10 protein-coding genes are annotated in these 11,642 nt (G+C 62.8%); 8 read left to right on the top strand and 2 right to left on the bottom strand.

The annotated features are described in order from the left end of the window. Window positions 1-77: 77 nt before the first annotated feature. Complete coding sequence (locus VM99_16395; protein ID AKJ99573.1) at window positions 78-1,262, top strand: acetyl-CoA acetyltransferase; 1,185 nt, start codon at window positions 78-80, stop codon at window positions 1,260-1,262. 233 nt (window positions 1,263-1,495) lie between these two features. Here the strand turns inward: VM99_16395 and VM99_16390 are convergent, their stop codons facing one another. Beyond that, window positions 1,496-1,693 carry a thiolase gene (locus tag VM99_16390; GenBank protein AKJ99572.1) on the bottom strand — a complete coding sequence of 66 codons (198 nt, stop codon included), beginning with the start codon at window positions 1,691-1,693 and terminating at the stop codon, window positions 1,496-1,498. A gap of 190 nt (window positions 1,694-1,883) precedes the next feature. Here VM99_16390 and VM99_16385 point away from each other — a divergent pair, with 190 nt between their 5' ends. After that, a complete protein-coding gene (locus VM99_16385; GenBank protein AKJ99571.1) occupies window positions 1,884-2,846 on the top strand; it encodes a membrane protein in 963 nt (320 codons plus the stop codon). 54 nt (window positions 2,847-2,900) lie between these two features. On the opposite strand, the gene VM99_16380 is transcribed toward VM99_16385, so the two are convergent. Then, window positions 2,901-4,295, bottom strand: a complete 1,395-nt coding sequence (locus VM99_16380) for a fumarate hydratase (protein AKJ99570.1) — start codon at window positions 4,293-4,295, stop codon at window positions 2,901-2,903. 191 nt (window positions 4,296-4,486) lie between these two features. Here VM99_16380 and VM99_16375 point away from each other — a divergent pair, with 191 nt between their 5' ends. From VM99_16375 to VM99_16350, 6 genes are all read left to right on the top strand, one after another. After that, window positions 4,487-5,008, top strand: a complete 522-nt coding sequence (locus VM99_16375) for a hypothetical protein (protein AKJ99569.1) — start codon at window positions 4,487-4,489, stop codon at window positions 5,006-5,008. A 12-nt stretch (window positions 5,009-5,020) separates the two neighbouring features. Next, the gene (locus VM99_16370) at window positions 5,021-5,320 is read left to right on the top strand and encodes a BolA family transcriptional regulator (protein AKJ99568.1); all 300 of its coding nucleotides are present in this window, start codon (window positions 5,021-5,023) and stop codon (window positions 5,318-5,320) included. Between the two features lie 260 nt (window positions 5,321-5,580). Then, complete coding sequence (locus tag VM99_16365) at window positions 5,581-6,522, top strand: hypothetical protein (GenBank protein AKJ99567.1); 942 nt, start codon at window positions 5,581-5,583, stop codon at window positions 6,520-6,522. A gap of 3 nt (window positions 6,523-6,525) precedes the next feature. After that, window positions 6,526-7,161, top strand: coding sequence for a DSBA oxidoreductase (locus VM99_16360; GenBank protein AKJ99566.1), 636 nt, complete (start codon window positions 6,526-6,528; stop codon window positions 7,159-7,161). Then, window positions 7,154-8,980 carry an ABC transporter ATP-binding protein gene (locus VM99_16355; GenBank protein ID AKJ99565.1) on the top strand — a complete coding sequence of 609 codons (1,827 nt, stop codon included), beginning with the start codon at window positions 7,154-7,156 and terminating at the stop codon, window positions 8,978-8,980. The genes VM99_16360 and VM99_16355 overlap by 8 nt, the downstream gene beginning before the upstream one ends. A 190-nt stretch (window positions 8,981-9,170) precedes the next feature. Beyond that, window positions 9,171-11,630, top strand: coding sequence for a membrane protein (locus VM99_16350; protein ID AKJ99564.1), 2,460 nt, complete (start codon window positions 9,171-9,173; stop codon window positions 11,628-11,630). The last annotated feature ends 12 nt before the right edge of the window (window positions 11,631-11,642 follow it).

Genomic DNA, 11,642 nt, shown 5'->3' with positions numbered 1-11,642 from the left:
AATGATTGTCGCGATCGGTTATGCAGTGGATCTATGCTCGATCCACTCTCAACCGACTACAACAATGGAGTACCGCCATGCGTGAAGTGGTGATCGTCGATAGCGTACGAACCGGCCTGGCCAAGTCTTTTCGCGGCAAGTTCAACATGACCCGCCCGGACGACATGGCGGCGCATTGCGTCAACGCGTTGTTGGCGCGCAATGACCTCGACCCGGCCAGCGTCGAGGACTGCATCGTCGGTGCCGGCTCCAATGAAGGCGCCCAGGGCTACAACATCGGCCGCAACGTCGCGGTGCTCTCGCAACTGGGCACCGGCACCGCCGGCATGACCCTCAACCGCTTCTGCTCCTCCGGCCTGCAAGCCATCGCCATCGCTGCCAACCAGATCGCGTCCGGTTGCAGCGACATCATCGTGGCCGGCGGCGTGGAGTCCATCAGCCTGACGATGAAGAGCGTCAACACCGATAACCTGATCAACCCGCTCCTCAAGGAGCAGGTGCCGGGGATTTATTTCCCCATGGGCCAGACGGCCGAAGTCGTCGCGCGCCGTTACCAGGTCAGCCGCGAGGCGCAGGACCGCTACGCCTTGCAGAGCCAGCAACGCACCGCCAAGGCCCAGGCCGCCGGGCTGTTCGCCGACGAAATCATTGCGATGTCGGTCAAGTACCGGGTCGAAGACAAGCACACCGGCGCGGTGCAGATCCTCGACGGCGTGGTCGACCATGACGACTGCAACCGCCCCGACACCACCTACGAAAGCCTGGCCGGGCTGAAACCGGTGTTTGCCGAGGACGGTTCGGTCACGGCGGGCAACTCGTCGCAACTGTCCGACGGCGCCTCGATGACCCTGGTGATGAGCCTGGAGAAAGCCCTGGCGCTGGGGCTCAAGCCCAAGGCGTTTTTCCGTGGCTTTACCGTGGCCGGTTGCGAGCCCGACGAAATGGGCATCGGTCCGGTGTTCTCGGTGCCCAAGCTGCTCAAGGCCAAGGGCTTGCAGGTGGCCGATATCGACCTGTGGGAACTCAACGAAGCCTTCGCCTCCCAGTGCCTGTACAGCCGCGACCGGTTGGAGATCGACAACGAGAAGTACAACGTCAACGGCGGCTCGATTTCCATCGGCCACCCGTTCGGCATGACCGGCTCGCGGCAGGTGGGGCATCTGGTGCGCGAACTGCAGCGGCGCAATCTGCGCTACGGCGTCGTGACCATGTGCGTGGGCGGCGGGATGGGGGCGACGGGGTTGTTCGAGGCGGTTGGATAACCCCTGCTAACAGAGGTTTTGTGGCGAGGGAGCTTGCTCCCGCTCGGCTGCGTAGCGGTCGTCAATCCTTCGCTACGGTATGTGGGTCAAGGGGGGGGCCGCTTCGCGGCCCAGCGGGAGCAAGCTCCCTCGCCACGGCAAGCTCCCTCTCTACAGCAGGCCCCTCGCCACAGCACGTTCTCTCGTCTCAACAAGCTGCCTGTCACAGGTGGGTGGAGCTTTTCAGGCAGTGCTCAGCCCACGACTTGCGGCAGTTGCAGCATGCGCTCGATGTACGCCGCCACCTCGCGTTCCGCTGTTTCACGATCGGGGAATGGCCCCTCATGCGTACCTTCCCGGGTGTTGAAATAAAATTGGCCGTTCACCCGGCAAATTCGGTCACTGGGAAAGACCATCGCGGGGACGACGTCTTCGGCACGTTTGCCAAGCATGAGCGGCTCCAAAGGAAGGCGAAAGCTGATGGAGTGAAGTTTATGTGTTGTGGCTGGCGGGCGCTTGGGCAGCCGATAGGCGGCAATGTGCCATCCCTTATCATGAACTGTTAGTGACCAACTGTCCCTGTGTTGCCCCGTGATCCATGCCTAGAATAGACGCTCTTTTGTCCTGGGCTTCGAGGATTGCATGCATATTTCATCCGGTCGCTGGGTCTACGGCCTGTTTCTCGCCCTGCTGACCGCCCTGTTATGGGGAATCCTGCCGATCAAGCTCAAGCAAGTGCTGCACGTGATGGACCCGGTCACCGTGACCTGGTTTCGCCTGTTGGTGTCCGGCGGCCTGCTGTTCATCTACCTGGCGGCTACCCGTCGTTTGCCCAGTCGCCGGGTGCTCGGCCCCAGGGGCGGCTGGCTGGTGGCGATGGCGGTGCTGGGGCTGGTGGGCAACTACGTGTTGTACCTGATGGGCCTGAACCGTCTGAGCCCCGGCACGGCGCAACTGGTGGTGCAGATGGGCCCGATCATGCTGCTGGTCGCCAGCCTGTTCGTGTTCAAGGAGCGCTTCAGCATCGGCCAGGGCATCGGCCTGGCGGTGCTGTTGATCGGTTTCGCGCTGTTCTTCAACCAGCGCCTCGTTGAGTTGCTCACATCGCTGAGTGAGTACACCGCCGGGGTGCTGCTGGTGTTGCTGGCGTCCACGGTCTGGACCTTCTATGCCTTGGGGCAGAAGCAATTGCTGACGGTGTGGAATTCACTGCAGGTGATGATGGTGATCTACCTCTTCTGCGCGTTGCTGCTCACGCCCTGGGTGCATCCCTTGGAGGCGTTGCAATTGAGCCCGGTACAAGGTTGGCTGCTGTTGGCCTGCTGCCTCAATACCCTGATCGCCTATGGCGCATTCGCCGAAGCCCTGGCGCACTGGGAGGCGTCACGGGTCAGTGCGACGCTGGCGATTACGCCGTTGGTGACCTTCGCCGCCGTGGCGTTGGCGGCCTGGTGGTGGCCCGACTACGTGCATGCCGAGCAGATCAACCTGCTGGGGTATGGCGGGGCGGTGCTGGTGGTATTGGGCTCGGCGCTGGTCGCGCTGGGGCCTTCGCTGATCGCCGGGCTCAGGGCGCGGCGTCAGCGGTTGGCGGTGGGGCGCTAGGGCAGGGCTTTTCGCGAGCAGGCTCACGAAGGCCTGCTCGCGGTCCATCCAGGCTCAGCCCTGGCTGCCGGCTTCCAACATGTTTTCCGGCCTCACCCAGGCGTCGAACTGTTCATCGGTCAGGTACCCCAGTTGCAACGCCGCCTCACGCAAGGTCAGCCCTTCGCTGTAGGCTTTCTTGGCGATTTCGGCAGACTTGTCGTAGCCGATGTGCGGGTTCAGCGCGGTCACCAGCATCAGCCCACGTTCCAGGTGCGCGGCCATCTGCTCGGCATCCGGTTCGAGGCCGGCGATGCAGTGCTGCTGGAAGTTGCTGCAGCCATCGGCCAGCAACTGGATCGATTGCAGCAGGTTGTGGATGATCACCGGCTTGAACACGTTCAACTGCAAGTGACCCTGGCTGGCGGCGAAGCCGATGGTGACGTCGTTGCCCATCACCTGGCAGGCGAGCATCGACAGGGCTTCGCATTGGGTCGGGTTGACCTTGCCAGGCATGATCGAGCTGCCCGGTTCGTTGGCCGGCAATTTCACCTCGGCGAACCCGGCCCGTGGCCCGGAGCCCAGCAGGCGTAGGTCGTTGGCGATTTTCATCAGGGTCACCGCCAGGGTTTTCAGCGCGCCGGACAACGCGGTGAGCGGTTCATGACCCGCCAGCGCGGCAAACTTGTTCGGCGCGGTGACGAACGGCAGGCCGGAAAGTGCCGCGAGTTCGGCCGCGATCGCTTCGCCAAAGCCATGGGGCGAATTGAGCCCGGTGCCCACCGCCGTGCCGCCCTGGGCCAGTTCACACACCGCTGGCAATGCGGCACGGATCGCCCGTTCGGCATAATCGAGCTGGGCAATGAACGCCGACAGTTCCTGGCCGAAGGTAATGGGCGTGGCGTCCATCATGTGGGTGCGACCGGTCTTGACCAGCTTCAGGTGGCGCGCCGCCAGTTCCGCCAGCCCGCCGGACAATTCGCTGATGGCCGGCAACAGTTGCTTGTGGACGGCCTGCACCGCGGCGATGTGCATGGCGGTGGGGAAGCAGTCGTTGGAGCTCTGGGAGCGGTTGACGTGATCGTTCGGGTGCACCGGGGTCTTGCCGCCGCGGGGGTTGCCCGCCAGCTCGTTGGCGCGCCCGGCGATCACTTCGTTGACGTTCATGTTGCTCTGGGTGCCGCTGCCGGTCTGCCAGACCACCAGTGGGAACTGGTTGTCATGCTGGCCGTCGAGCACTTCGTCGGCGGCCTGTTCGATCAGCCGGGCGATGTCGGCGGGCAGGTCGCCGTTGCGGTCATTGACCCGCGCGGCGGCTTTCTTGATCAGCGCCAGGGCATGCAGCACCGACAGCGGCATGCGTTCATTGCCGATGGCGAAGTTGATCATGGACCGCTGTGTCTGGGCGCCCCAGTAGGCGTCGTCAGGGACTTCAACCTGGCCCAGGCTGTCGGTTTCGGTACGGCTCATCGGGTCAAACTCCTTTAAGGCTGAATGCGCAGTTTAGGCCCGATTGGGCGGCGCCGGTTCCGTCAATCTAGGGGCGGTGAGTCCGGCCCGTCAATCGGACCCAACAAGCGTCGGGGTTGAGGCCCGGCGTTTATTAGGCGCAGAATGGTCGCCCTTGGGGTTTTACCTCGCCTGTAATGAAAGGAAACTCGATGACCCGTCTTCGTGCCATCTGTACCGCAGTTGCTCTGGTATGTGCCAGCGGCCCTGTTTTCGCCGATACCGCCAGCCATAACGCCAGCGCCGAAGCGTTCCTGACCCTGGCGCACGCTGACAAACTGGGCACCCCGGTGTACATGCAAGTGCAGCAGATGTTTGCCCAGCGCTTTGAACAGACCAAGGCCCCCGAGTCGAAGAAAGCCACCCTGGAAACCTACCAGGCCAAGGCCAACGCCGCGCTGGACCAGGCCATCGGCTGGAACAAGCTCAAGCCGGACATGGTCAAGCTCTACACCAGCAACTTCAGCGAGTCGGAGCTCAAGGACCTGGTGGCGTTCTACCAGTCGCCGCTGGGCAAGAAAGTCCTGGAAAAAATGCCGCAGCTGACCCAGCAATCGGCCCAGTTGACCCAGGCCAAGCTTGAAAGCGCGGTGCCGGTGGTCAACAAGCTGCTGGCGGACATGACCGCCGAGCTTGAGCCAAAAGCCGCTGCGCCGGCCAAGAAAAAGCCGTAAGCGGAGCCCGGTATGAGCATGCAGCAACGCATCGAATCGACCCTCGGGCTGTTGCAGCCCGAGCACCTGCAAGTGCTGGATGAAAGCCACATGCACAGCCGTGGGCTACAGACCCACTTCAAGGCCGTGGTGGTCAGCCGGCAGTTCGAGGGGCTCAATCGCGTCAAGCGCCACCAGAAGGTCTACGGCACGCTGGGCGAGCTGATGGGTGAGTTTCACGCGTTGGCGCTGCACACCTACACCCCCGAGGAGTGGGCGCAGATCGACGCCGCCCCGGCTTCGCCGACCTGCGCAGGTGGCAGCAAGCACTGATTCAGGCACTGTGGCGGGGAGCTTGCCGTAGTGAAGGCGCTTTCCGTGGCGAGGGGGCTTGCTCCCGTTGGACCGCGAAGCGGTCCCCCCTGAATAACGCAGGCGACGGCTTCGCCGCCGAGCGGAAGCAAGCTCCCTCGCCACCGGTGTGCTCCTAAAGCCACCGTGTATTTGCTAGAATCCGCAACGCGCCTGCAAGGGCGCGTTTTTTTTCGCATCCGGTTCACCCTTTGCGAGGGTAGCCACCTGGAGAAACACCCATGACACAACCCATTGTCGTGGCGGCACTGTATAAGTTCGTCACCCTTGAAGACTACGTCGAACTGCGCGAGCCCCTGCTCAAGGCCATGCTCGATAACGGCATCAAAGGCACCCTGCTGATCGCCGAGGAAGGCATCAACGGCACGGTCTCCGGCACCCGCGAGGGCATCGACGGGTTGCTGGCCTGGCTCAAGAACGATCCACGCATGATCGACATCGACCATAAAGAGTCGTACTGCGACGAGCAGCCGTTCTATCGCACCAAGGTCAAGCTGAAGAAAGAAATCGTCACCCTCGGCGTCGAAGGCGTGGACCCGAACAAACAGGTCGGCACCTACGTCGAGCCGCAGGATTGGAATGCGCTGATCAGCGATCCGCAGGTGCTGCTGATCGACACCCGTAACGACTACGAAGTGTCCATCGGCACCTTCGAAGGGGCCATCGACCCCAAGACCACCAGCTTTCGCGAGTTCCCCGAGTACATCAAGGCCCATTTCGATCCGGCCCGCCACAAGAAAGTCGCCATGTTCTGCACCGGCGGCATCCGCTGCGAGAAAGCCTCCAGTTACATGCTCGGCGAGGGTTTCGAGGAGGTCTACCACCTCAAGGGCGGCATCCTCAAGTACCTTGAGGAAGTGCCCCAGGAACAATCCAAGTGGCGTGGCGACTGTTTCGTGTTCGATAACCGCGTCACCGTTCGCCACGACCTCAGCGAAGGCGACTACGATCAATGTCATGCCTGTCGTACGCCGGTCAGCGTCGAAGACCGTGCTTCGGAGCACTATGTGCCGGGTATCAGCTGCCCGCATTGCTGGGACACGCTGAGCGAGAAAACCCGCCGCAGCGCCATCGACCGGCAAAAGCAGATCGAACTGGCCAAGGCTCGCAACCTGCCGCACCCGATCGGCTACAACTACAAGCAGTCATCTTCCGAGGCTTGAACCATGGCGCCACGCCTGCTCTATGTAATGGACCCGATGTGTTCCTGGTGCTGGGGTTTTGCACCGGTGGCCGAGGCGCTGGTGGAGCAGGCGCAGGCGGCGGGGGTGGAGTTGCACCTGGTGGTGGGCGGCTTGCGCACCGGCAGCGGGTCGGCGCTGGAGCCGACGACCCGACGCTACATTCTCGAACACTGGCAGGCGGTCACCCAGGCCACCGGCCAGCCGTTCACGCTTGAAGGCGCGCTGCCGGACGGGTTTGTCTACGACACCGAGCCGGCCTGCCGCGCCGTGGTCACCGCCCGCACCCTGGCGCCGGACCTGGCCTTCAAGCTGCTGAAGCTGATCCAGCAGGCGTTTTACGTGCAGGGGCGCGACGTCACCCACGCCAGCGTCCTGGTGGAATTGGCCGAACAGGCCGGGCTGCCGCGCATCGAGTTCGCCGCCGCCTTCGATCGCGCCGACCAGCACGCGGCCACCGCCGCCGATTTCACCTGGGTGCAGGACCTGGGGATTGCCGGGTTTCCCACGCTGCTGGCCGAGCGTGACGGTCAGTTGGCGTTGTTGACCAACGGCTACCAGCCCCTGGAATCCTTGTCGCCCTTGCTGGGCCGTTGGCTGGAGCGCGCCGCCTGTGCCTGACCGGCCGGAGCACTCGCCAACCCCGCAACGCATCGATCGGTTGAGCTGGGCCGAAATCCGTCGCCTGGCCCTCAAGCACAAGAAAGCCCTGTGGATCGCCAACGGCGTGGCCGTGCTGGCGACGCTGTGCAGCGTGCCGATTCCATTGCTCCTGCCGCTGTTGGTGGACGAAGTGTTGTTGGGGCGCGGCGATGCGGCCTTGAACGTGATGAACCAGGTGTTGCCCGCGGGGTGGCAGCAGGCGGCCGGCTATATCGGGCTGATGCTGCTGGCGACCCTGGTGCTGCGTTGCGGTGCATTGCTCTTCAACGTGTTGCAGGCGCGGCTGTTCGCCCGGTTGGCCAAGGACATCGTCTACCGCATTCGCATCCGCCTGATCGAACGGCTCAAGCGCATTTCCCTCGGCGAGTACGAAAGCCTGGGCAGCGGCACCGTGGCGGCGCACCTGGTCACCGACCTGGACACCGTCGACAAGTTCGTCGGTGAAACCCTCAGCCGTTTCCTGGTGGCGATGCTGACCCTGGTGGGCACCGCCGGGATCCTGGTGTGGATGCACTGGAAACTGGCGCTGCTGATCCTGTTGTTCAACCCATTGGTGATCTACGCCACGGTGCAATTGGGGAAAAGGGTCAAGCACCTCAAGAAGCTGGAAAACGACAGCACCTCGCGCTTCACCCAGGCCCTGACGGAAACCCTGGACGCCATCCAGGAAGTGCGCGCCGGCAATCGCCAGGGCTTTTTCCTCGGGCGCCTGGGCATGCGGGCAAGGGAAGTTCGCGATTACGCCGTGAGTTCGCAGTGGAAAACCGACGCGTCCAGCCGCGCCACCGGCCTGCTGTTCCAGTTCGGCATCGATATCTTTCGCGCCGCGGCCATGCTCACCGTGCTGTTTTCGGACTTGTCGATCGGGCAGATGCTGGCGGTGTTCAGCTACCTGTGGTTCATGATCGGCCCGGTGGAGCAGTTGCTCAATCTGCAGTACGCCTTTTATGCGGCGGGCGGTGCGCTGTCGCGGATCAATGAGCTGTTGGCCCGTGCCGACGAGCCGCAGTACCCCGGCGGCAGCGACCCGTTCAAGGGCCGTGACACGGTGGGCATCGACATTCAGGGGCTGGATTTCGGCTATGGCGAGGAACTGGTGCTCAACCAGTTGAGCCTGTCCATCCTGCCCGGGGAGAAAGTCGCCATCGTCGGTGCCAGTGGCGGCGGCAAGAGCACCCTGGTGCAACTGCTGCTGGGCTTGTACACGCCGCAGGCGGGCAGCATCCGTTTCGGCGGGGCGACGCAACACGAGATTGGCCTGGAGACCATCCGGGAGAATGTCGCGGTGGTGTTGCAGCATCCGGCGCTGTTCAACGACACGGTGCGCGCCAACCTCACCATGGGCCGCGAGTGCACCGACGAGGCCTGTTGGCGAGCCCTGGAGATCGCCCAGCTCGATGCCACCGTGCGCGCGCTGCCCCAGGGGTTGGACAGTATCGTCGGGCGTTCCGGGGTTCGGCTGTCCGGTGGTCAGCGGCAACGGCTGGCGATCGCCCGCATGGTATTGGCGGATCCGCGGGTGGTGATCCTCGATGAAGCCACGTCCGCGCTGGACGCTGCCACCGAGTACAACCTCCACCAGGCCCTGGCGCGTTTCCTGCGCGGGCGCACCACGCTGATCATCGCCCATCGGCTCTCCGCGGTGAAACAGGCCGACCGCGTGCTGGTGTTCGATGGTGGGCAGATCGCCGAGGACGGCGACCATTTGCAGCTGATTGCCGAAGGTGGCTTGTACGCTCGACTCTACGGTCACTTGCAACAGATACAGCAGCCTTGAGTTTCCGGCACTTTTCTGTGCTTAGTATCGAAAAAAAATCAGCCAAACACCCCCGACTTCACTGAATTTCCAGCTAAAGCCCCTCGATTCTTCCTACCGGCGTTCCAAGGATCGAAAACTAGCCTAGGCTCTGGAATTAGCAGCGGATTTCTCGCGGGTGCTTATCGGCAACGCCTGTGCAAGGGACCTCATGAAGCAAAAACGGACTCTCGGAACGCCTCGATTGTTGGGCATCGTCTGGCCCTTTATTGCCGTTGTGCTATTTCAGGCATTGCTCGGTGGCGTGAGTCTCTACGTATTGTCGGCGGTTCGCGGTTACGTGGCGGGGGAGAGCCTCTGGTCCAAGGGGCAGAAAGACGCCATCTATTACCTCAACCTCTATGCCGACAGCCGCGACGAAGCCATTTTCCTCAAGTACCAGCAAGCCATCGCCGTTCCCGAGGGCGGGCATGAGCTGCGGGTGGCGCTGGACCGCCAGCCGCCGGACCTGGAAGCGGCCAGGACCGCCATCCTCAAGGGCGGCAATCACCCGGACGACGTGGCGAGCCTGATCTGGCTGTATCTGAATTTTCGTCACTTCAGCTACCTGGAAGAGGCCATCGACCTGTGGACGGTGGGGGACGGCTACCTGATCGAGCTGGATAACGTCGCCCAGCAGATGCACGCCAGCATCAGCGCGGGCCAGGCGACGGAGGTCGATGTCCGCGGCTGGAAGGCGCGGATCTTTGCCATCAACGATTCCGTCACCCCGGCGGCCAAGGCATTCAGCGATGCGCTGGGCGAGGGCTCGCGCTTCATCCTGCGGCTGTTGCTGGTGACCAACTTCGCCACGGCGCTGGGGTTGATCGTCCTGGCATTGCTGCGTACCCACAAATTGCTGGCCCAGCGGCAGGTCTTTGCCAATGCGTTGCAACTGGAGAAGGAACGCGCCCAGATCACCTTGCAATCGATCGGCGACGGCGTGATCACCACCGACGTCGAGGGAGCCATTGCCTACATGAACCCCGCCGCCGAGGCGATGACCCACTGGAAAGCCGAACATGCCATGGGTCTGCCCCTGGCGGCGCTGTTCAATTTGCTCGATGACAACGCCCAGGCGGAAGGGCTGACCCTGATCGAGCACATCCTCAGCGGCCGGCTCAGCGGTGCCAGCGAACACTCCAAGCTGATCCAGCGCCTGGACGGCAGCACCGTGTCGGTCACGCTGGTGGGCGCGCCGATCCGCCATGCGGGCAACGTCAGCGGCGCCGTGCTGGTGCTGCACGACATGACCCAGGAGCGCCAGTACATCGCCAACCTGTCCTGGCAAGCCACCCATGATGCATTGACCGGGCTGGCCAACCGCCGGGAGTTTGAATACCGGCTCGAACAGGCCCTGCACAACCTCACGCGCCAGGTCGGTCGCCATGCCTTGATGTTCCTCGACCTGGACCAGTTCAAGCTGGTCAACGACACCTGCGGCCACGCCGCGGGCGACGAGTTGTTGCGCCATATCTGCGCCTTGCTGCAATCGGGGCTGCGGGAAAATGACACCCTGGCCCGGTTGGGCGGGGACGAGTTCGGCATCCTGCTGGAAAACTGTTCGCCGGAGGCCGCGGAAAAGATCGCCGAGGGGCTGCGCCAGACCGTGCAGAACCTGCATTTCGTCTGGAAGGGCCGGCCGTTCGTGACCACGGTGAGCATCGGCCTGGTGCACATCGCCCAGACCCCGACGACCCTGGAGGCCTCCTTGCGGGCCGCCGACATGGCCTGCTACATGGCCAAGGAGAAGGGCCGCAACCGGGTCCAGGTCTACCATGCCGACGACTCGGAGCTGTCCCTGCGCTTTGGCGAGATGGCCTGGGTCCAGCGCCTGCACATGGCCCTGGAGGAAAACCGCTTCTGCCTCTACGCCCAGGAAATCGCCGCGTTGGGGCCTGGCGACCATGGCGGCGGGCACATCGAAATCCTGTTGCGGCTGCACGACGAGGCCGGGCGGATGATCCTGCCCGACAGCTTCATTCCCGCGGCGGAGCGCTATGGCCTGATGACCTCCCTGGACCGCTGGGTGGTGGAGAACGTGTTCAAGGTCATTCGCCAGTGCCTGAATGAATCACGGCAGGCACCGATGGCCATGTGTGCGATTAATCTGTCAGGTACGACTATCGGAGATCAGGCGTTCCTCGACTTCTTGCGTAAACAATTCGCGGCCTACTCGATCCCCCCGGAAATGATTTGTTTTGAAATTACCGAGACCAGCGCTATTTCGAATTTGGGCAGTGCGATCCGCTTTATCAATGAACTCAAGAGCTTGGGTTGTTACTTCTCGCTGGATGACTTTTGCGCCGGAATGTCTTCATTCGCTTACCTGAAACATTTACCTGTAGACTTCCTGAAGATCGACGGGAGTTTCGTAAAGGATATGCTGGACGACCCGATTAACCGTGCAATGGTCGAAGTGATCAATCATATCGGCCACGTCATGGGTAAGCGCACGATTGCCGAGTTTGTTGAAACCACCCAGATCGAGCAGGCATTGCTGGAAATCGGGGTGGATTACGCTCAAGGGTATGTGATTGAACGCCCGCAATTGTTTACCTGTGACACGTTGCAATGTAGGCCGGCCCGGCCCCAGCCGTTGTTATTCAAGGCCCCCGGCACGTTCCGCTGAACCTCTTGTTGA

Source organism: Pseudomonas chlororaphis (genome assembly GCA_001023535.1).
GTDB lineage: Bacteria > Pseudomonadota > Gammaproteobacteria > Pseudomonadales > Pseudomonadaceae > Aquipseudomonas > Aquipseudomonas chlororaphis_E.
Note: the sequence above shows the minus strand (reverse complement) of the source record. Positions and strands in the feature narration are given on the sequence as shown.

Coding starts and splice junctions, on each gene's coding strand:
- VM99_16350 (AKJ99564.1), top strand. CDS start 9,171: ATGAAGCAAAAACGGACTCTCGGAACGCCTCGATTGTTGGGCATCGTC.
- VM99_16360 (AKJ99566.1), top strand. CDS start 6,526: ATGGCGCCACGCCTGCTCTATGTAATGGACCCGATGTGTTCCTGGTGC.
- VM99_16385 (AKJ99571.1), top strand. CDS start 1,884: ATGCATATTTCATCCGGTCGCTGGGTCTACGGCCTGTTTCTCGCCCTG.
- VM99_16365 (AKJ99567.1), top strand. CDS start 5,581: ATGACACAACCCATTGTCGTGGCGGCACTGTATAAGTTCGTCACCCTT.
- VM99_16395 (AKJ99573.1), top strand. CDS start 78: ATGCGTGAAGTGGTGATCGTCGATAGCGTACGAACCGGCCTGGCCAAG.
- VM99_16390 (AKJ99572.1), bottom strand. CDS start 1,693: ATGCTTGGCAAACGTGCCGAAGACGTCGTCCCCGCGATGGTCTTTCCC.
- VM99_16375 (AKJ99569.1), top strand. CDS start 4,487: ATGACCCGTCTTCGTGCCATCTGTACCGCAGTTGCTCTGGTATGTGCC.
- VM99_16370 (AKJ99568.1), top strand. CDS start 5,021: ATGAGCATGCAGCAACGCATCGAATCGACCCTCGGGCTGTTGCAGCCC.
- VM99_16380 (AKJ99570.1), bottom strand. CDS start 4,295: ATGAGCCGTACCGAAACCGACAGCCTGGGCCAGGTTGAAGTCCCTGAC.